At 31.5% G+C, this 20,260-nt stretch carries 27 protein-coding genes and 1 pseudogene; 14 read left to right on the top strand and 14 right to left on the bottom strand.

What is annotated here, in order from left to right:
• Positions 1 to 32: 32 nt before the first annotated feature.
• From ACXIHB_RS05735 to moeB, 7 genes are all read left to right on the top strand, one after another.
• A complete protein-coding gene (locus ACXIHB_RS05735) occupies positions 33 to 635 on the top strand; it encodes a thiamine phosphate synthase (protein WP_462099157.1) in 603 nt (200 codons plus the stop codon).
• Positions 636 to 668: 33 nt separating this feature from the next.
• Entirely contained in the window at positions 669 to 1,424 is a 756-nt protein-coding gene (locus ACXIHB_RS05730; RefSeq protein ID WP_047789805.1) for a hydroxymethylpyrimidine/phosphomethylpyrimidine kinase, read from the top strand.
• A complete protein-coding gene (gene thiE, locus ACXIHB_RS05725; protein ID WP_462099156.1) occupies positions 1,421 to 2,068 on the top strand; it encodes a thiamine phosphate synthase in 648 nt (215 codons plus the stop codon). The genes ACXIHB_RS05730 and thiE overlap by 4 nt, the downstream gene beginning before the upstream one ends.
• A 10-nt stretch (positions 2,069 to 2,078) precedes the next feature.
• Complete coding sequence (locus ACXIHB_RS05720; RefSeq protein ID WP_047789803.1) at positions 2,079 to 2,849, top strand: thiazole synthase; 771 nt, start codon at positions 2,079 to 2,081, stop codon at positions 2,847 to 2,849.
• A 106-nt stretch (positions 2,850 to 2,955) separates the two neighbouring features.
• A complete protein-coding gene (thiH, locus tag ACXIHB_RS05715; protein ID WP_173360405.1) occupies positions 2,956 to 4,068 on the top strand; it encodes a 2-iminoacetate synthase ThiH in 1,113 nt (370 codons plus the stop codon).
• 70 nt (positions 4,069 to 4,138) lie between these two features.
• Entirely contained in the window at positions 4,139 to 4,354 is a 216-nt protein-coding gene (locus ACXIHB_RS05710) for a four helix bundle protein (RefSeq protein ID WP_431197051.1), read from the top strand.
• Between the two features lie 186 nt (positions 4,355 to 4,540).
• Entirely contained in the window at positions 4,541 to 5,593 is a 1,053-nt protein-coding gene (moeB, locus tag ACXIHB_RS05705) for a HesA/MoeB/ThiF family protein (RefSeq protein WP_173360406.1), read from the top strand.
• Positions 5,594 to 5,672: 79 nt separating this feature from the next.
• Here the strand turns inward: moeB and ACXIHB_RS05700 are convergent, their stop codons facing one another.
• Both ACXIHB_RS05700 and meaB read right to left on the bottom strand, forming a co-directional pair.
• Positions 5,673 to 6,014 carry a tRNA-binding protein gene (locus ACXIHB_RS05700; RefSeq protein ID WP_073181404.1) on the bottom strand — a complete coding sequence of 114 codons (342 nt, stop codon included), beginning with the start codon at positions 6,012 to 6,014 and terminating at the stop codon, positions 5,673 to 5,675.
• An 82-nt stretch (positions 6,015 to 6,096) separates the two neighbouring features.
• Positions 6,097 to 7,170 carry a methylmalonyl Co-A mutase-associated GTPase MeaB gene (gene meaB, locus ACXIHB_RS05695; protein WP_173360407.1) on the bottom strand — a complete coding sequence of 358 codons (1,074 nt, stop codon included), beginning with the start codon at positions 7,168 to 7,170 and terminating at the stop codon, positions 6,097 to 6,099.
• 100 nt (positions 7,171 to 7,270) lie between these two features.
• Between meaB and ACXIHB_RS05690 the strand changes: the two genes are divergently transcribed.
• The 6 genes from ACXIHB_RS05690 to lgt all read left to right on the top strand — a co-directional run bounded on the left by ACXIHB_RS05690 (position 7,271) and on the right by lgt (position 12,588).
• Complete coding sequence (locus ACXIHB_RS05690; protein ID WP_173360408.1) at positions 7,271 to 7,819, top strand: RNA polymerase sigma factor; 549 nt, start codon at positions 7,271 to 7,273, stop codon at positions 7,817 to 7,819.
• A complete protein-coding gene (locus ACXIHB_RS05685) occupies positions 7,812 to 8,378 on the top strand; it encodes a hypothetical protein (protein WP_159490063.1) in 567 nt (188 codons plus the stop codon). Before ACXIHB_RS05690 ends, ACXIHB_RS05685 begins: the two co-directional genes overlap by 8 nt.
• Positions 8,359 to 9,816: a hypothetical protein gene (locus tag ACXIHB_RS05680; protein WP_462099155.1), complete on the top strand. Its 1,458-nt coding sequence runs from the start codon at positions 8,359 to 8,361 to the stop codon at positions 9,814 to 9,816. Before ACXIHB_RS05685 ends, ACXIHB_RS05680 begins: the two co-directional genes overlap by 20 nt.
• 108 nt (positions 9,817 to 9,924) lie before the next feature.
• Positions 9,925 to 11,406 carry a cysteine--tRNA ligase gene (gene cysS / locus ACXIHB_RS05675; protein WP_239178975.1) on the top strand — a complete coding sequence of 494 codons (1,482 nt, stop codon included), beginning with the start codon at positions 9,925 to 9,927 and terminating at the stop codon, positions 11,404 to 11,406.
• Positions 11,407 to 11,643: a membrane protein insertion efficiency factor YidD gene (gene yidD / locus ACXIHB_RS05670; protein WP_073181389.1), complete on the top strand. Its 237-nt coding sequence runs from the start codon at positions 11,407 to 11,409 to the stop codon at positions 11,641 to 11,643.
• An 84-nt stretch (positions 11,644 to 11,727) separates the two neighbouring features.
• Positions 11,728 to 12,588: a prolipoprotein diacylglyceryl transferase gene (gene lgt / locus ACXIHB_RS05665; RefSeq protein WP_462099154.1), complete on the top strand. Its 861-nt coding sequence runs from the start codon at positions 11,728 to 11,730 to the stop codon at positions 12,586 to 12,588.
• A gap of 58 nt (positions 12,589 to 12,646) precedes the next feature.
• Here lgt and ACXIHB_RS05660 read toward each other — a convergent pair whose 3' ends face one another.
• Both ACXIHB_RS05660 and rlmH read right to left on the bottom strand, forming a co-directional pair.
• On the bottom strand, positions 12,647 to 13,513 hold the full coding sequence (locus ACXIHB_RS05660; protein ID WP_462099153.1) for a hypothetical protein: 867 nt from the start codon (positions 13,511 to 13,513) through the stop codon (positions 12,647 to 12,649).
• Positions 13,514 to 13,681: 168 nt separating this feature from the next.
• Positions 13,682 to 14,155 (bottom strand): 23S rRNA (pseudouridine(1915)-N(3))-methyltransferase RlmH, encoded by a 474-nt coding sequence (rlmH, locus tag ACXIHB_RS05655; RefSeq protein ID WP_159490073.1) that lies wholly within the window; start codon positions 14,153 to 14,155, stop codon positions 13,682 to 13,684.
• 51 nt (positions 14,156 to 14,206) lie between these two features.
• Between rlmH and ACXIHB_RS05650 the strand changes: the two are divergent.
• Positions 14,207 to 14,314, top strand: a pseudogene (locus tag ACXIHB_RS05650) (IS110 family transposase); the annotation flags it as partial.
• Positions 14,315 to 14,370: 56 nt separating this feature from the next.
• On the opposite strand, the gene ACXIHB_RS05645 reads toward ACXIHB_RS05650, so the two are convergent.
• From ACXIHB_RS05645 to ACXIHB_RS05600, 10 genes are all read right to left on the bottom strand, one after another.
• Positions 14,371 to 14,664, bottom strand: coding sequence for a hypothetical protein (locus ACXIHB_RS05645; protein ID WP_462099152.1), 294 nt, complete (start codon positions 14,662 to 14,664; stop codon positions 14,371 to 14,373).
• 326 nt (positions 14,665 to 14,990) lie between these two features.
• On the bottom strand, positions 14,991 to 15,248 hold the full coding sequence (locus tag ACXIHB_RS05640; RefSeq protein ID WP_462099151.1) for a hypothetical protein: 258 nt from the start codon (positions 15,246 to 15,248) through the stop codon (positions 14,991 to 14,993).
• 37 nt (positions 15,249 to 15,285) lie between these two features.
• A complete protein-coding gene (locus ACXIHB_RS05635; protein WP_462099150.1) occupies positions 15,286 to 15,636 on the bottom strand; it encodes a hypothetical protein in 351 nt (116 codons plus the stop codon).
• Between the two features lie 137 nt (positions 15,637 to 15,773).
• Entirely contained in the window at positions 15,774 to 16,298 is a 525-nt protein-coding gene (locus tag ACXIHB_RS05630) for a hypothetical protein (RefSeq protein WP_462099149.1), read from the bottom strand.
• Between the two features lie 145 nt (positions 16,299 to 16,443).
• Positions 16,444 to 16,947, bottom strand: coding sequence for a hypothetical protein (locus ACXIHB_RS05625; protein WP_462099148.1), 504 nt, complete (start codon positions 16,945 to 16,947; stop codon positions 16,444 to 16,446).
• A 2-nt stretch (positions 16,948 to 16,949) separates the two neighbouring features.
• Positions 16,950 to 17,300 (bottom strand): hypothetical protein, encoded by a 351-nt coding sequence (locus tag ACXIHB_RS05620; protein ID WP_462099147.1) that lies wholly within the window; start codon positions 17,298 to 17,300, stop codon positions 16,950 to 16,952.
• A 72-nt stretch (positions 17,301 to 17,372) separates the two neighbouring features.
• Positions 17,373 to 17,552, bottom strand: a complete 180-nt coding sequence (locus ACXIHB_RS05615) for a hypothetical protein (protein ID WP_462099146.1) — start codon at positions 17,550 to 17,552, stop codon at positions 17,373 to 17,375.
• A gap of 29 nt (positions 17,553 to 17,581) precedes the next feature.
• Complete coding sequence (locus ACXIHB_RS05610) at positions 17,582 to 18,160, bottom strand: hypothetical protein (protein ID WP_462099145.1); 579 nt, start codon at positions 18,158 to 18,160, stop codon at positions 17,582 to 17,584.
• 174 nt (positions 18,161 to 18,334) lie between these two features.
• Positions 18,335 to 18,790, bottom strand: coding sequence for a hypothetical protein (locus tag ACXIHB_RS05605; RefSeq protein WP_462099144.1), 456 nt, complete (start codon positions 18,788 to 18,790; stop codon positions 18,335 to 18,337).
• 153 nt (positions 18,791 to 18,943) lie between these two features.
• Positions 18,944 to 20,251, bottom strand: a complete 1,308-nt coding sequence (locus ACXIHB_RS05600; RefSeq protein WP_462099143.1) for a serine hydrolase domain-containing protein — start codon at positions 20,249 to 20,251, stop codon at positions 18,944 to 18,946.
• Positions 20,252 to 20,260 lie beyond the last annotated feature (9 nt).

Below are 20,260 nucleotides of genomic sequence, written 5' to 3'. Positions count from 1 at the left end.
AAATTCGTAATTCATAATTTAAAATTCACTATATGATTGTTTTAATAGCTCCAGAAAAAGATATTCCAAATGAGATTGAAATCCTTCAACAATTATTTGAAGAAGGATTGGAATATTATCATTTCAGAAAACCTGATAAGAATTACGTGGAGCATGTAGCTTATTTGAATAAGATAGATGAAAAGTATCATGATAGAATAGTTACTCATTATTTTCATGAACTCATTAATGATTTCAACCTAAAAGGAATTCATTTTCAAGAGCAAAAAAGAATTGATGCTTTAGAGAATGGAAGCGAATATTTTATTGGATTAGATATGATAGGAAAAGCGATGAGTAGCTCTTTTCACGAACCTGAAGAATTAGCAAATTGTGATATTGAGTTCGATTACCATTTATTGAGTCCTGTTTTCTCTTCTATTTCAAAGGAAGGATACGAAGGGAGAGGCTTTGATGTAAACCATATTGATAAAACCATTATAGGTATGGGCGGAATCAATACAGATACCATTCAAGAAACCTTAGAGCTAGGTTTTCAAGGAATTGGTGTTTTAGGAGGAGTTTGGAATACAGAAACCCCAGTTCAAAGCTTTAAAAATATCAAGCGTCATTACGAGAAGTATATGAAGAAGTAATCTTTTTATCAAAAGAAAGCATATTAATAAAAAATGAAACAACAAGCTTACATACTAACGATTGCAGGATTTGATCCGTCAAGTGGAGCAGGATTGACTTCGGATATTAAAACTTTTGAAGCACATGGATTATATGGATTATCGGTATGTACAGCAGTTACAGTTCAAAATGATATTGATTTTAAAGACTGTGTTTGGGTTGATAAAGAAACCATCATCAATCAAATAGAAACTTTATTTGAACGCTTTGAAATATCAGTAGCAAAAATAGGAATCATACAATCTTGGAATGTATTATTGGAGGTTGTCCAAACACTAAAAAAATACAATCCATCTATAAAGATAGTTTTGGATCCTGTTTTAAAAGCTAGTGCAGGATTTGATTTTCATTCCGAAGAGAATATAAAGGTGTTTGAAGAAGTATTGCAACACTGTGATTTTATCACTCCAAATTATGATGAAATCAAAGTTTTGTTTTCTAATAAATCGATTGAAGAAACCATTGAATTCATTTCAGAAAAGACCAATATCTATTTAAAAGGAGGGCATAGAGAAGATAAAAAAGGATGGGATGAAGTATATTACAGTAAGATAGTACAATTGAATATTCCACCGAAAGCTACATCCGTTTTTGAAAAGCATGGAAGCGGTTGTGTGTTGTCTTCAGCTTTAGCTTCAAACATAGCCAAACAACTTTCTTTAGAAGATGCATGTACAAATGCCAAATGGTATACAGAACAATTTTTAAACTCTAATAAAACGCTCTTAGGAGAGCACAACTATACATGATAAGTAAATTACACTATATAACTCAAGGGAAAACTCCAGAAGAACACATAGAAAATGTTCAAAGAGCTTGTGCTTCTGGAGCAGAGTGGGTACAACTCCGATTAAAGAATCTGGATCCGAAAACTATTTTAGAAACAGCTCAAAAAGCGAGAGAAATTACGAGTCATTTTCAAACGCGTTTAATCATAAACGATTATTACAAAGTAGCTAAAGAAATCAAAGCAGATGGAGTTCATTTAGGAAAAACAGATACGTGTCCGTTAAAAGCAAAAGAGTATTTAGGTGATTTATATATCGTAGGAGGAACAGCAAATACTTTAGAAGATTGTAAAATGCTACTAGAGAAAAAAGTAGATTATATTGGTTTAGGTCCTTATCAGTTTACTGAAACTAAAAAGAATTTGAGTCCAGTTTTAGGGACTACTGGCTACCAGATGCTTTTAGAAGAGTTGAAAACAACCACTCCAATAATAGCCATTGGAGGAATTACTATAGAAGACGTATCTGAAGTTATAAACACAGGAGTATATGGAGTCGCTGTTTCAGGAGCAATTACACAAAATTTCAACTCGATTCCTACATTTCATAAAATTTTAAAAGCTCCAAGTACCAATGAACAAGTGTACAAAATAGGAGCGCAATAAATTAGCAATAATGAATACCAACTTAACAATAGCCGATAAAACATTTACCTCACGATTATTTACAGGAACAGGAAAATTCAGTTCCTCACAATTAATGAAAGAGGCTTTGCTAGCATCAGAAAGTGAATTGATAACAGTTGCTTTAAAAAGAGTAGATGTTCAAAATGAAGATGATGATATCTTATCACATTTAAGCCACTCAAGAATCAATTTATTACCAAACACTTCGGGAGTTCGTACAGCAAAAGAAGCAGTGTTTGCAGCTGAATTGTCTAGAGAAGCTTTGGAAACGAATTGGGTAAAATTAGAAATACATCCAGACCCAAGATATTTATTACCTGATCCTATCGAAACCTTAAAAGCTGCTGAAGAATTAGTAAAAAAAGGATTTGTAGTGATGCCTTACATTCATGCAGATCCGGTTTTATGTAAGCGATTAGAAGAAGTAGGAACACAATGTGTAATGCCTTTAGGAGCGCCCATTGGAAGTAATAAAGGATTGAAGACGTTGGAGTTTTTAGAAATCATTATAGAACAATCTAATGTTCCAGTAGTTGTTGATGCTGGTATTGGAGCACCCTCCCATGCGGCATATGCTATGGAATTAGGTGCCGATGCTGTTTTAGTAAACACAGCTATTGCGGTATCACAAAATCCGGTAGCGATGGCACAAGCTTTTAAAATGGCAGTAGAAGCAGGAAGAATGGCATATGAAGCAAAATTAGCTCCCGTAAGAAAACAAGCAGAAGCAAGTAGCCCATTAACGAGTTTTTTAAGTTAGTATAACGTCATTACGAGGAGAAAAGGACGAAGTAATCTGTTTGCTGAGAACCTAAAAAAATAAAGATTTCTTCGCTTCGCTTACAATGACGAATAAAAATTAAAAGATGTGTAAAACATTTACAACCATATTTAATCAGTACAATTGGGATGAAACCTTACAAAGCATTTTCAATAAAACATCCGTTGATGTTGAAAGTGCTTTATCTAAGGATAAACTCGATTTGGAAGATTTTAAAGCGCTCATTTCTCCTGCAGCAAAACCATTTTTAGAGCAAATGGCGCAAAGGAGTCGCATGCTTACTAAAAAGCGATTTGGAAATACCATTCAAATGTATGCTCCAATGTATTTGAGTAACGAGTGTCAGAATATATGTACGTATTGCGGATTCAGTTTTACAAACAAAATTCCGAGAAGAACATTAACCGACGATGAAATATTAAAAGAAGTTGCTTTTTTAAAGAAAAAAGGCTACGATCATATTTTGTTAGTTACTGGGGAAGCTAATAGAACAGTGGGAGTTGATTATATCAAAAACGCGATTCAGCTCATTCGTTCACAATTTTCAAATATTACTATTGAAGTTCAACCTTTAGATCAAGATGAATATGAATTGTTAATTGAGAATGGGTTGTATGCCGTATTGGTATATCAAGAAACCTATCATAAACAAGAGTATAAAAAACATCATCCGAAAGGGAAAAAATCAAACTTTGAGTATCGTTTAGAAACCCCTGATAGATTGGGGAAAGCAGGTGTTCATAAAATAGGATTAGGAGCTTTATTTGGACTGGAAGATTGGCGAGCTGATAGCTTTTTTACAGCATTACACTTAAAATATTTACAAAAAACCTACTGGAAAACGAAGTATTCTATTTCATTTCCACGCTTGAGACCACATTCAGGAGGATTAGAACCCAAAGTAGAAATGACGGATGCTGATTTGGTACAATTAATCTGCGCATTTAGATTATTAGATGAAGATGTAGAACTGTCAATGTCTACCCGAGAAAGTGAAGTTTTTAGGAATAATATTGTTAATTTAGGGGCAACCTCAATAAGTGCAGAGTCAAAGACAAATCCTGGAGGATATAGTGTTGAACCACAATCGTTAGAGCAATTTGAAATTTCAGACGAACGAAGTACAGAAGAAATTGTACAGATGCTAAAAGGTCAAGGATTAGAAGTAGTTTGGAAAGATTGGGAGCAGTTTGGATAGATTGGCTTTTAGCTGTTAGCACTTGGTTTTTTGAGGTAATGATTAAGATTGAAAAACAAATAAAAAAGCTATGAGAAATTATCGAAAGTTTGAAGTGTGGAAAAAATCACATGAGTTAGCATTAAAAGTGTACGAGTTAACTAAAGGCTTTCCTAAAGAAGAAATATATGGAATAACTTCACAATTAAGAAGAGCTTCATTATCAGTTCCAACGAATATTGTTGAAGGAGTTAGTAGAAATACAGAAAAAGAATTTGCTTATTTTGTTAATATAGCATCAGGTTAATCAGCTGATGTTGAGTACCTTCTAGAGCTTACAAGTGAATTGAATTATTTGTCGTACGAAGATCATGAAAATTTAAATAGAGAAATAATTTCAATAAGAAAAATGTTAAATGTATTATACTCAAGGTTAAGAAAATAAAGTTGTAAAATAAATACTAATAGCCAAAAGCGAATAGCTAATAACCAAATGCTAACAAAAGAAGAACAAAAACAATACAACCGTCATTTAATTCTCAATAAAGTAGGAGAAGAGGGGCAATTAAAATTAAAACAATCCAAGGTATTAGTGATAGGGGCCGGTGGATTAGGGTGTCCTGTACTACAATATTTAACAGCAGCAGGTGTAGGTACGATTGGAATTATAGATGATGATGTAGTAGACCAAAGTAACTTACAGCGTCAAATATTATATACAATAGACGATATAGGAAAGTCTAAAGCGGAAACAGCAGTAAATCGTTTGTCAAAGTTAAACCCTTTTGTTCAGTTTCATGTATATAAAGAAAAATTAACTAATCAGAATGCTATTTCATTATTTGAAAAATATGATGTAATTGTAGATGGTAGCGATAATTTTGCCACTCGTTATTTAACCAACGATGCAGCGGTATTAACACAAAAGCCATTGGTGTATGGGGCTATTTTTAAGTTTGAAGGACAAGTAAGTGTTTTTAATTATCAAGGAAGTGCTACTTACCGATGTTTATATCCAACACCACCCAAACCAGAAGAATCACCCAATTGTTCTGAAATTGGTGTAATAGGTGTATTACCTGGAATTATAGGAAGTTTACAAGCCAATGAAGCTATTAAGATTATTTGTGGAATAGGAGAGGTGTTAGCCAATAAATTATTGATGTATGATACATTAAGTATGCGTCAAATGATATTAAAGTTTGAAAAGACCAATAAAGCTGAGGTTATTGAATTAGATAACGATTATGAATTCTTTTGCGGAATAAAAACAGCTACTCACGAGATAACTCTAGAGGAGTTACAAAATAATCTAACATCCTATAATTTATTAGATGTTCGTGAAGATTGGGAACGAGAGCAGCACCATATTGGAGGACAACATATCCCTTTAGGAGAGCTTGCTCAACGATATGATGAAATAAATACCGAAAAACCTGTAATAGTGTACTGTAAATCAGGAGTACGTAGCCAACGTGCAATTGATTTTTTAGAACAGCAATTTGACAGCATTACTTTTCTAAATTTAAAGAATGGACTGGGGTAGTAATTTATTAAAGCTAAAAAGTTCAAAAAGCTGATTTCTCTTAATACAAATAAAACTTGATAAAAAACAGGAAAGAATGCTACGCAATCTTTGTCCCGTTTTTAACAGCACGTTCAGTAGTTAACAAAGTAACCTCTTTACCATCACCTAAACCACCTAATACAAGGCATTCACTCATCATATTAGCAATTTGTTTTTTAGGAAAGTTTACCACAGCAACCACTTGTTTTCCTATCAAATCTTCAGGCTGATACAGTTTAGTGATTTGTGCTGAGGTTTTTTTAATTCCGTAATCACCAAAATCAACCTGCATTTTATAGGCAGGATTTTTAACCTCTTTAAAAACCTCGGCAGAAATGATCGTACCAATACGCATTTCTACCTTTGTAAAGTCGTTCCAAGTGAGGGTGTTATCTTCCATATGTCTGTAAATTATACCAGTTAGGTATTTATAGTTGTTTAAAAATAAAATTTTATTAAGTGCCCATTATGAGCTCCATAATTTAGCTGTTTTCTAGCAATCGTTTTGCTGCAGTAAACGGTGTCGTTTTCCCATTTTCTAGTTTTGCAATTTCCTGCTGCAATAATTCTTTAATTTTTGGATTGTTATAAAAATTACTTTTTAATTGCTGATTAATGGTTTCTAACAACCAATAATTATTTTGATCATCTCTTTTCTGTTGAAAGTAGCCTGATTTTTTCACTAAACCCATGTACTCTTCAATCATAGCATAGATAGCATCAATTCCTTGATGATGCAATGCACTAGCTAATAAAACTTTAGGTTGCCAATCACTTTCCTTAGCAGGATATAAGTGTAAAGCTCTGTTAAATTCTACTTTCGCTAGTTTAGCATTTTTTTCATTACCGCTATCTGCTTTGTTAATCACAATCGCATCCGCCATTTCAATAATTCCACGTTTAATACCTTGTAATTCGTCACCAGCACCTGCCAATTTCAACAATAAAAAGAAATCAGTCATAGAATGTACAGCCGTTTCTGATTGTCCAACACCTACCGTTTCAATAATAATAGTATCAAAACCAGCAGCTTCACATAAAATAATACTTTCACGTGTTTTTTGAGCAACACCACCTAACGAAGTTCCAGAAGGAGAAGGGCGGATAAAAGCATTTTCATCAGTTACTAATTCCTCCATACGTGTTTTATCACCTAAAATACTCCCTTTGTTAATAGAACTACTTGGATCTACCGCCAAAACAGCTACTTTTTTTCCTAAAGAAGTTAAATGCTTACCAAAAGCTTCAATAAACGTACTTTTTCCTACACCTGGAACACCTGTAATTCCAATTCTAACCGATTTATTGGCATGCGGTAAACAAGCTTCTAAAATTTCATTGGCTTGTTGTTGGTGTTTTGGATTCGTACTTTCCACTAACGTAATAGCTCTACTTAAAAAAGGAATATTACCAGCAACTATTTGAGTAACAAATTCTTCAGTTGAGGTAGTTTTTCTTCTGTTACGTTTTATTTTTTCTGCAGATGATTTACTGGTGGTTTCAGGCTGAGAAACCCCGTCTTTTTCAGAGAGTGCAGATGTGTCTTTGTCGGTCATTATGTAGGTAAAACAAAATAATAACGTAAATTTAGAAATAAAAATGCAGGAAAATGCAACGCGGTAGAAAAAGTCTCGTATTTAGGGTAAGAAATCAAGAATGAAATCAACTAAACAGTTACATCAATCGGTAATAGATGCCTGTAGAAGCAATGATGCAAAAGCACAAATGCAATTGTATGATTTGTATTGTGATGCCATGTATACAGTGGCGTTACGGTATGTAAAAGATTCTTTTATAGCGGAAGATGTAATGCAAGAAGCATTTGTAAAAGCATTTAAAAATATTGATTCATATAAAAAAGGAGTAGCGTTTGGTGCTTGGTTAAAAAGAATCGTTATCAATCAAAGTATTGATTATTTAAAGAAGAGAAAATTAGAACTGGTTTCTATTAACGAAGAAATTACCACAGTAGCAGATGATGATAATTGGAATGTAGCCGCTACGATATCGTATCAAGAAATTGTAAACTGCATTCAGCAATTAAAAGAAAAGTATAGAGTTGTGTTGACTCTGTTTTTATTAGAAGGGTATGATCATGGAGAGATTTCGCAAATATTAGGAATTTCGGAAGTGAGTTCGAGAACACATTTATTAAGAGGAAAAAGACAAGTGCAAGAACAATTAAAAGCAGTACACCATGTCTAAAGATATTAGAGAAATACTAAAAAACAATGTTGAAAACACCGAGAGGTTATCAACAAATCACAGACAGCGTTTTCAACAAAAGTTGATGGATGAATTGCATTCAACACCATCAACAAAAAAATCATATCAGTGGTTGTATATAGCAGCATCCATTGTGTTGTTGGTGAGTTTGGGAATTCAGTTTTACCCAACTAATACTGTAAATCCAATAATAACTGAGCTTCCAAAAGAAACTCAAAATCAAATTAGTTTAGGAACCATATCTCCTGAGTTAAAAACGGTGGAAGATTACTATGTAAATACCATTAATTACGAACTAAGTCAGTTAGAATTAACTGAAGATAATAAAGAACTTTTTGATGGTTATTTAATTAAAATAGGAGAATTAACCAAAGAATATAAATCGTTAACCGAAGAGCTCAATACAAAAGGAATTAACGATGATACTATCAATGCATTGATTGGAAACCTGCAATTACGTTTACAGCTGTTAAAACGTATGCAAAAACAATTACAAGAATTTAAAAATCCAACTCAAAATGACATTCAAACAATTTAAAATCAGTGTTTTTTTACTGTTAGTAACTGGCGTTGTATCTGCACAGAAATACGATAAAAAGTTTAGTGAAAATTTTAAAACAAGTAAAGACGTAGTAGTTAATATCAATGCATCTAATGCAGATGTAGATGTAACTACATGGAATAAAAATGAAGTTTCAGTAGAAGCAGTTGTAGAAGTTGAAGGGCTAGATAAAAAAGAAGCTCAAAAATATTTAGACAACTGGAAATTTGAAGCCTTAGGGAATAAAAGTAAGGTACAAATTAATGCCAATAGAAATAGTTTTAGAATAGGAAGAGACAATATTGTATTCTTCAATTCATCAGACAATAATTACCCAAGAGTATTTGAGTATGATACAGAAAGTGAGGTTGTAGTAATACCAGAAATACCAGAGGTAAGTATCCCAGAAATGCCTGAGATGCCAGAAATGCCTGAAATTGAAATTCCAGAAATTAATTTTGAAAAGTTATTTCAAGATGTGGATTTTGATGTAGAGGAAATGTTTGAAAATGAAGAGCTTGTCAGGTTTAAGTGGAAAGATGGCAAACATAATGTAAATATAACCTCAAAAGAAGAATGGGAGGAATTTAAGAAAACGGAAGCATATAAAGAATATCTTAAGAATAATAAAAATTCTAAAACAAAGATGTTTTTCTCAAAAAACCATCAAGTTCTCAATGAAAAAAAATTAAGAGACGAACTAAAAAGAGTTAAAAGTGAGCTTAAAAAAATTGACAGAGAAAAAATTCAAAAACAATTAGCAAAAGCGAGAGTGGAAATGCATAAGGTTAGAGAAGAAATGAAAAAAAATCACAGGAATTATTCTTTTTCTTCTGACAGCAATAACCTTATGATTAATGGGAAAAAAGTAAAAATCACAAAGAAGATTACGATAAAAGTTCCAAAATCGGCAACGTTTGACTTGAATACACGACACTGTAAAGTAAAACTACCAAAAACTAAAGCTTCAGGAAAGGTTAGTTATGGAACTTTTAAAGCTGACGCACTTGACGGTGGAAAATTAAATATTTCATTTTCACCAGTAAACATAAATTCATTAAACGCTTGTACGTTGTTCTTAAATAATGTAACCGATGCTCAATTAGCATCGGTTACCAATACAACCGTAAACTCTAATTCATCAGGATTGGTGGTAAATAATGTGTATAGCAATGTTGAAGTAAATAATAAGTTTGGAAATTTAACCATAACCAAAGTACACCCTAGTCATGATAATTTAAAAGTACTTTTAAATTATTCAGATGCTGGGGTCGATTTAGCAGGGATAAACAAAAAATTCGATATTCAGAGTAATAAGGTTAAGAAACTAAAAGATGGAAGTGTAGAATATAATGGAGAGTTTATTTTGATTTCAAACGATAAGAAAATAGAAATAGACGGTAAATACAGCCAATTAAAAGTTAAAAACCAATAAGAAATACAAACAAAATTACTTTTTATTTCTACAAAATTGCTGCCAAATTCTTTTTCTATATTCTTTATAAAGTGCCTATATTAGCGATTGCAAATAGTCATTTTTACTATGGAATTATACAAAGAAAATCAACTTAAAATATATAACTCTTTAACCAAATCAAAAGAGCTTTTTAAACCAGTAACCGAAGGACGCGTAGGAATGTATGTATGTGGTCCTACAGTATATAGCAACGCCCATTTAGGAAACGTACGAACTTTTATGTTTTTTGATGTGGTGTATCGTTATTTATTACACTTAGGTTATAAGGTGCGTTATGTACGTAATATTACTGATGCTGGTCACTTAGAAAACGATGCAGATGAAGGAGAAGACAGAATAGCAAAAAAAGCACGACTAGAGGAAATTGAACCGATGGAGGTAGTGCAACGTTATACAGTTGATTTCCATAATGTATTAAACAACTATAATTTTTTACCACCAAGTATAGAGCCTACAGCAACAGGTCATATTGTAGAGCAGATTGAAATGATTAAAGAAATCATGGAAAAAGGTTTTGCTTATGAAGTAAACGGTTCGGTGTATTTCGATGTGTTAAAATATAATGAAACAGGTAACTACGGAATCCTTTCTGGTAGAAAATTTGAAGACGCTATTCACAATACAAGAGCGTTAGACGGACAGTCTGATAAAAGAAATCCGCAAGACTTTGCACTTTGGAAAAAAGCAGACGATCGTCATATTATGCGTTGGCCTTCACCTTGGAGTGATGGTTTTCCAGGGTGGCATTTAGAATGTTCAGTGATGAGTACAAAGTACTTAGGCGAACAGTTTGATATTCATGGTGGAGGAATGGATTTAAAATTCCCGCATCATGAGTGTGAAATTGCACAATCGCAAACCTGCAGTGGTGTTAAACCAGTAAATTACTGGATGCACACCAATATGTTATTGTTGAACAGTCAAAAAATGGCAAAGTCAACAGGGAACTTTATTTTACCAAATGAAATTTTAACGGGAGAAAATAACATTTTAGGAAAACCGTTTTCTGCAAGTGTGGTTCGTTTTTTCAATATGCAAGCGAACTATAGAAGCATTTTAGACTTTTCTGGAGAAGCGTTAGAAGCTGCTGAAAAAGGACATGCAAAGTTGATGGAAGCTGTAGATTTCTTGGATAAAATAGAAGCAGGTAGTTCTTCTTCATTTGATGTTGAAAAATGGAGACAAGATTGCTACGATGCTATGAATGATGATTTTAATACGCCAATTTTAATAGCACATTTATTTGAAGCAGTAAAAGTTATCAATCAAATAAAAGAAGGAAAGGCAAGTTTAACTACCGATGACTTAGACGTGTTTAAAAATACAATCAACGCGTTTGTTTTTGATGTATTAGGATTAATGAATGAAACTTCAGAAGGAAATAATTCAGACAAACTAAGTGGTGTCGTTGAAATGTTAATTAGCATGCGTAAAGAAGCACGTGAGAATAAAGATTGGGCATTGTCTGATGAAATTCGTGATAGATTACTGGAATTAGGTATTCAATTAAAAGACGGTAGAGAAGGAACAACGTTTACAGTTAATTAATTGAAAAAAATACTAACATATCCGTTTATATTACTAGTTCGATTTTATCAAACAGCCATATCTCCGTTTACACCAGCAACATGTAGATATTCACCAACGTGTTCAAGTTATACAATTGAAGCGTTGCAAAAACACGGATTGTTTTACGGTGGTTGGTTGGCATTGAAAAGAATTTTCAGTTGTCACCCTTGGGGAGGAAGCGGTTACGATCCTGTTCCAGAGAAAAAAGAAAAATAACAGTCATTTTATACTGTTGAGCAACCTTAGAAACAAAGAAACTCAATAGTGTTTTGGATTGACACAAAAACTAAATTAAAGTAGATGAATTTTTTATCCATAGTGTGGGATTGGAACCCAGAAATAATAAATTTAGGAGGTTTTGGTATTCGTTGGTACAGTTTAATGTTTGTAGCGGCGTTTATTTTAGGACTTCGATTGATGAAAAAAATTTACATCAACGATAACATTGCTGTTGAAAAACTAGATCCGTTATTTATGTACGTATTCGTTTCTATGTTGATAGGAATGCGTTTAGGAGATGTATTCTTTTACAGTTGGGATTATTACCAAAATCATTTACTAGAAATCATATTACCATTTAAAAAGCTAGAAGGAGCTTCGGCTTTATTCGGATTGTTAGATGGATGGAAATTTACAGGGTTTACAGGGTTTGCAAGTCACGGAGCAGCAATAGCTATTCCTATAGCCATGTACTTTTACGCTAAGAAACACTTACAAAAACCATGGTTGTTTATTTTAGATAGATTAGGAATTATGGTAGCCTTGGCAGGATTTTTCATCCGTTTTGGAAACTTTTTTAATTCTGAAATTTATGGAAAACCTACAGGAAGCAGCTTTGGTGTCATCTTTAAAAGAGCAGGAGAGACGGTACCACGTCACCCAACTCAATTATACGAAGCACTAAGTTATTTAGTTTTGTTTTTTGCATTATGGCATTTCTATTGGAAAACAGATAAGAAAAACCAAACAGGATTTTTATTCGGACTGTTTATGGTTGTGTTATGGACGTTACGTTTTGTAATAGAGTTCTTAAAAGAGGCACAAGTAGAAGGAAGAGAAGATTGGGTATTCAATACATTAAACACAGGTCAGGTGTTAAGTATTCCACTAGTGTTAATCGGTTTTTGGTTAATGTTTAGAAAAACTAAAGCAACAACATAAAAACAATAAAAAAACTCCAAGGTTATTCTTGGAGTTTTTTGTTTATGAGAAAAAAGTTTTAAGCTTTTATTTTTGCTAACTCTTGCTTTTTAGCATTAATTTCATTTTCAATTTTTAACAAGCGATTTTCAATCTTACTGATAATAGCTTGTTTTCTTTCAATACTTTCTTTAGAAGTAGAAGCATCTTGCTTAGCCTCTTCTAATTTAGATTTCATTTTAGCTAAACCTTCCTTACCACTAATTAAAATTTCTTCGTTAATGCTAATATCATCTTCAAGGTCACTTATTAACGTGTTTTTCTCTTTACTAATGTTTTGCTCCTTAGCTTTAATTTGGTTACTTAATTGCTTCAATTTTTCTTCCTCTAAACGTAAAGCCTCTTGTTCTTTTAAATAAGCAAGCTCTCTGGCTTTTCTTTCTTCGTCTAACTTCTTACGGGCCTCTTCAAGTTTTTGTTTTTGTAAAAGAACTTCTTTCTGTTCGTCACTTATATTATCTTCATATACCACAAGACCAGTACTTACAGTAGTAGTTTTAGCTTCCTCTTTTTCCTCAGCTCTCTTAGCTTCTTCTTTTTTAAGTTTTCTAGCTAACTTTCTTTCAAGAGACACTAAGTCTTTTTTATGTAAATCAATTTGATTATTTAACTTGCTTAACCTTTGTTGCATATTAGCAACAATTTTTTCTTTTCTTTCTACCTCTTGTTTTGTAGCCTTTTTACTTGTTTTAAAACGCTCTAAATTTCCTTTTACACGTTTTAAAGCACCAACGCCACTAACTAAAATTTCTTCATTAGCGCTAATTTGATTTTTCTTGTTTTTTACTTGAGCTTTTAAAGTTTTAATGTCATCTTGAGCATTTACTTGTTGGCAAGTAAGCGTTAAGAATAAAGTTAAAGAGACTAGGAATCTTAGTGTTTTCATTTTAATTTTATGGTATTAAGTTTTTGTTTTTTTCGGGGCGCAAAAGTATGGCTAAATGCGAAAAAAAAATAACTTTTCATCATGTTTTTTATCATGTTTTTCAGGATACTAAAAACATAATGTTTTGACTCACATAAAATTTGATATGAATAAATAGCTTAACAACACTTATTCGTGATGATAAGGCTCGTTACGAAGAATGGTAAACCCACGATAAATTTGTTCGACAATAAATAAACGAATCATTTGATGAGAAAACGTCATTTTAGAGAGTGATAACTTTCCTTGTGCTTTTTTATATACAGCCTCAGAAAAACCATACGGACCTCCAATTACCAGTACCAGTTGCTTAATACCAGAGTTCATTTTCTTTTGTAAGTATTGTGAAAACTCTACAGAAGTATACTGTTTTCCTTTATCGTCTAATAAAACTAATTGATCAGTAGGTTGCAGTTTAGACAGAATTAACTCTCCTTCTTTTTCTTTTTGTTGCGCCTCGCTTAGGTTTTTAACGTTTTTAATATCTGGAATAATCTCCAACTCAAACTTTACGTAATGTTTTAAGCGGTTTTGGTATTCGTCAATTAATTGCTGCAACTGTTTATTGTCAGTTTTGCCTATGGCGAGTAGTTTTATTTTCATATGGCAAAATTACGAATGTTTGACAAATTTTATAGAGATAGCTTTTAGGTTAAAAAACTAGCTTTAATAGCGGTATGTAATAAGCTACTAAAACAAGTTTTTGCCATCGTAAAAAGTGGTTTACCTTATGACGCAAATTATAAAAGTACGTTGGTTTAAAAAAGTATAAAATTTACTTGTTTTTTACCTTAGTTCTTTGTTGTAAAACGTATTTTTTAATCAGGAATATGATAAGATATTAATCCTTTATTATTTTTCACAGCGACGAGTCCAAGTCCTTTTTGGTAATATCTTATATCAGACATTCCGTTCGAATAATTCATTTCGATTACTAATAAATCTTTAAGTTTTCCTTTCGGTGTTTTTAGTTTTGCTCCAACTTTTTTAATTGTTCCGTTGCCAATTGTTTGTCCAACTTTTGGGTTTACTCCGAAAAATACTTGATGTTTTTTCTTAACATCATTCCAATGATATACAGTATCGTTACTAATTCGGATTTTCATCTCCATTAAGTTATTTTTAAATTTTTGAAAATACAAATAATATTTTTTTCCACCTAGTTCTGTTGAGTCTGTAAAAGATTCCACGTATTTATCTTTATACCAAGTCAGTTTTTTTCTTTTCCAATTTCAATCGGAAAATAACTCTCTGAATTTTGCCCAATTAAAATCAGGGGGAAAAATATTAATGTCAATAATACTGTTCTTTTCATATGTTTTACAACGTGTTTTAAGCACTAAAGTTAGCAAATAAATAACAAATAGAAAGTCCGCGAGGATTTTCGTAAGTAAGCTAGAGCTAGCAATGAATTATACAAATTGTTGTAAAACGTTTTTTAATAATTATCCACATCAATAGCATTTAAATCTTCTTTAGGAAAGCCATATTCTTTAATCAAGGTTTCTTCGTCAAATGAGAGGTCATTTGGATTTATAATTTCAAATAATAACTCGTCAATTTTTTCTGCTTTTTTACATAAATCATTGTTCAATTCAGCTGTTAGAGTAATTGCAGAGCGAAACCCTAAACTACTTGCTTCTAAAACTACACTATTGTGTCTAAGAACATTATCAATTTCAATTCTATATTTCATCAGATGATTGTAGAATGTATAAATATCTCTTGGTTCGTTAAAAGGATCCGACTCGGATGATTTTCCTTTTTCTATCAATTCTTGAACTCTCGGATATTTTATTGATTCTCTTTTGAGAATGAAATCTCCACGCAAAAAAGGTGTTATTTTTGGTCAATTCATCTTCTTTAGCTATTTTCTTACCGCTGAGCATCGTCCATAAACTATTTTTCTGTTTTTTCGTTCTAGTAAGGCCAAATGCTTTTAGTAAGGCATTCAGTCTCCTGAAACGAATCAATCTCGGTTCATTATATTTCAGAGAACTTTCATTCCATTCATTTGAATTAGGAACCATTTCTCTAAATTCAAAAGTTTTATACAGTAAGTCTTTGACTGTCCAAGTCTTCATTTAAATGTTTTTTACAAAGGTTAGCATATGAAAAGTAGGCGGTTTCCAAGTACTGAGTTTTCGGTTAATAAGGTTTGATACGAGCCAAACCCCTTTATATTATTACTGCTTCGCCAATTTTTTATATACATTGTTATTTACAGTAGTATTTTTAACTTTTCGGCTAATTCGATTTTCCATTTGTCAAGTTCGTTATACTTCTCATTGTATTTGTCTACAGGAATATCTAATAGTTTGTATAAAGTTTCTGATTTGTCAAACCCTAATTTATCTCCAACCTTTTTAAATCCAATAATGTCAAGCCCGTTCTCAATGTCGTCATTAAAGTATTGAAACATAATATCTAAAAGAAGTAAATCCCAATTAGTTCCATAATCGTTATATATTTCATCATTTTCTAATTCAAAATGAAAGATTTTTTGAATCGAATCATTGTATCCAAATACTCGGAAAGATTCTCCTTCGTCATAAATTGGAATAATATTTAGTCCATTAAATATTTTATAATTAGAAATTGTTGGAAAGTAGAAATAAGCTCCTTCCACGTTCTCAACACGATATTTTAGTTCATCTATTTTTCCAATATTTTCAATAAAATATTTATTAGCTCCAAACTTTTTTAATTCGGATTTTCTTTTTTCTATTGGAATTAGTTTTTTCATAATTAATGGCAACTTGTTTTACACAAAACTCCAATTCTTTTACCCCAACAAAAACAAGTGATATTATAAATCTTAGCAATTTTTTACGTTATCAAATATATAAAACTAACACCTTATCTAAGGTAAATTTATTAACGAATTACTCTTATTTGTCTCTTAATCTCCCTACTAAAACAAATTTCTTATAACCAATATATTTCTGTCCATTAGAGTCTTTTCCAATAAAATACCAAAGTCCTGTTTTTGTATCACCGTATATGTAATCGCTAGTTGTCCAGTTATTTTTGTCAGAATAAGTTTCGCCTAACTTTAAAATCCCGTTTTCACAAGAATACCATTTTGAAAATTCAGATTTATTAAAAGGTCTACCGAAAATTGTATTTGAATCCCATTCATTATTAATGTAATTATAACCTCCAAATTCAACTATTTCCAACTCTTTATTTTTGGTTTTAACTGATGTTTCATAATTCCAAACATACTTCATTCGATTCGGTTTAGACCCATTATATAATTCGGCGTAAATAGTGTCTTTCGAATGAGTTACAATGATTCCCTTTTCATATTTTTTTAATATTTCGGGAATATTTTGACCAAATGTAAGCTGAGTTAATAAGAAGAGTAGGGTTAGAAATATATAACTTTTCATATTTATTCAAGTTTGTAAACTTTGGTTGAATAATAATCAACTTTCATAATACATTTTTTTGAATAGCCAGCATAACCAAAGTATCCATTAAATGTCACATATAAATTTGTGCCTTTAATTTCATAAAGGTCACCATCACCATCAGTTAATTCAATTTTATAATCTCCCTTATCAACATTTGTTTTGACATAAATATATTCAATTTCATCACCATATTCATCTAAAGTTTCATCATCTAATTCTACTTTTTTATAAAATTCATCAACTGTGTAACTGTCCAGGTCTTCTAGATTTTGTCCAAATGAAAGATTTGAAATAATAATTAAAGTGAACAATGTAAATATTTTCTTCATATTTTTTGTGATTTTCAGAAGTAGGCGAGAACAAGCAATTACTTATAGCCATTGTTAGCTGCTGGCTTTTTTTTATTCTTGGTTACGATTTAATTCGGTAATTTTATTTCCTATTCTTTCGATTGATTCATCAAACCAATTCATTAGCTTTTTTATGTGAACCAAATCTACGAACATTTCATCTTTTTCGATCGGAATTGCATATCGAAAAGTTGTTCCACTTGGGTCGAAATCATCAAAAGCTAAAATCAAATTCTCAAACCATTTTGGAGGTTTTACACCTATCTTCTTTGTAGAATTTCTTCTACGAATTCGTACAACTTTTTTAAATTGTGTGTTTGTTTTTCCTTTTTTATTAATGATTTGAGATATAATTCTGTTGCGTGTCTATAATTATAAATCGCTGGATAAATTATGTCCCTTTTATTATCATCGTCAATTCCCATCTCAATTAGTGAATCTCCTGCTTTTTTATATGATTTAGCAAGCGTCAACTTATCCGAATATTCAGTCATTCCTCCTATCATCCAAACATTGGTTTTCATTAATTCATCCGAAAATTCTCTGAAAATTGGTTTTGCTTTTGTAGCTAATTCGGAATAAGGATATTCAAATTGTTCATTTGCATTTAATCCATAACGGATATTTTCAAAATCTGGTTCTTCCTCCCAATACATATAAACATATCCTAAAGTACAAATATCTTCGACCGTAAATTCTCTTATTTTGCCTGTTTCTGGATTTGCATTGGGATTTAAATATTCTTTGAAATGATAAGCCATATTTTTAATCACCTGTTTCTCAATTTCCAAAATTTTGGCAACTTCGGCGACTCCATATTTTAATTCATAGTTTACCATTTATTGGGTTTTCTTTTTCTTGCTTGCTGCTAACGTATTTGTGTATGATTTTTTGCGGGAAAAGGACGCGAGTTCTTTTCCGTTGTAGCGGAAAGATAATTAATAAGATTGAATTTCCGATGAGGAAATTCAGCCGCAATTAATTATACACGGTGTTATAACCTGTTTTCTATATTAATTATTCTTCAAAATTTCTAAAATCAATTCATTATAATTAGGAAATTCATTATCTGTATTTTGTATTATGAATTTATCAATTAATGCAATTTGATTCTCATTTAAATGTTGGCTAATAAGTCCATAGACTCCAATAATTACTGAAGCTAATATATGAGTGGGTTGAGTATCAGAGGGTAATACTTTAATATCAGTTAAGCCAATTTCAAGTCCGATACCACAGTTATAATTCTCAAGTATATATTCAATAGAGGTTAAAATATATGCTTTTATAGATTTCATATAGTTGGTTTCTTGAAAATCAACGGTGTAAGCTTTCCAGTCTTTCCACTCACACTTATCAATAACTTTTGATTTCTCTTTAACTTTTTTTAGTTCTAATTCAACTCCACCAAACCGTCCTCTTCCATTTAGTTGCTTTTTATAGAAAAATATTTTTCTGATAGGGTTCATCGAATTGGTTATAACGGTCTTGTATAAGAATAGTAGCGGATTTTAAAACGCAACCCTTACAAATTATGCTAAAGCTTAAATATAAAAAAAGCAGCTTGATTTAAGCACCAATGCCGCTATTATTTTTATACGTTGTTGTGTGCCGTATTATATTTAATCCAATTTTAAACAATAATATTTGTATTCAGAATTGAATTTATACATACCGTTCTTAATTGTGATAACATCATTTTTATTCATCCAAGTGTTATTACCTATATAGGTTTTCAAAGTATCTGTTTTTTGATTTTGGACATTAGTCAGAATAACTTTATTCGTATTAACAGAAACTTGGAGCGATAGCTTTTCACCTCCAATTTTACCTGAATATATTCCTTCAATCATTTTATTATCAAAATCTAATGGTATAGGTTTTGAGATTTTTCTCTTTAAAATTTTCCAATTTATTTTATTGGTAAAGTGATTTACACCTAATAGTCCAGAGGTATTTATAAGGCAAATGAGATATAAATCTTCTTTCGGAAAATACTGTGTTATGGATACAAAACCAGGGATATATCCACTATGTCCTATTTCTACATTTCCATAATTTGAAAAATTAACCAGACCTTTTGCATAAAATAGTTTAGTACCATTTCTTAACCTTATGGGTTCAATAAGTGAACGGTATGATTCTTTAGATAAAATTCGGTATTCGTGTAATGCTTTTAGCCATATTAATAGGTCATTTGTTGTACTACACAAAGAACCACCAGCATATGGCCATATATGATTGATGTAATCTTTTTGTCTTAATCCTTCTTCTGTTGAACTATATCCATTTATTTTATTTTTAACTATAGCTTTCATTGAGCAATAGCTTGTGTTTTTCATACCCAAAGGGATGAAAAATCCTTTTCTTAAATACTCTTCGTAGGTTTTTCCTGTAACTTTTTCAATGATTAATCCAAGGAAAAAATAACCAGAATTGTTATAGACAAAATTTTCTTGTGGCTCAAATTGAAAATTTTCTTGTTCAACTAACCTAACAAGAGAGTCTCTTGGTAAATTTTGAACAGATAGTGACCAAAACTTTGGAATATCTGTATAGTTAGCAATGCCAGAAGTATGTTCTAAAAGGTTTTTTATTGTGATTTTTCTGCCTTTTGTGTCAAAATTCAAATAGTCGGTAAAATCATCATCTAAATTAATTTTACCTTGTTCTGCTAATTTTAGAATTGCAACAGCAGTAAACTGTTTTGTTACAGAGCCTATTTCAAATACCGCATTAATAGGCATATTGGTTGATAATTCTATATTTGCATATCCATAGTTTTTATCAAGTAAGATTTTGTTTTTTTTAAGCACTAAAATAGATGCTCCAGCTATTTGATTTTTCTTTATAGCGTCTGCGAATAATGAGTCTGAATACTTTTCTAATGAGTTTGGATTATGTAATGATAATTCTTTTTTGCAACTCACTAGTAAAGA

Source organism: Tenacibaculum sp. IMCC1 (genome assembly GCF_054906355.1).
Note: the sequence above shows the minus strand (reverse complement) of the source record. Positions and strands in the feature narration are given on the sequence as shown.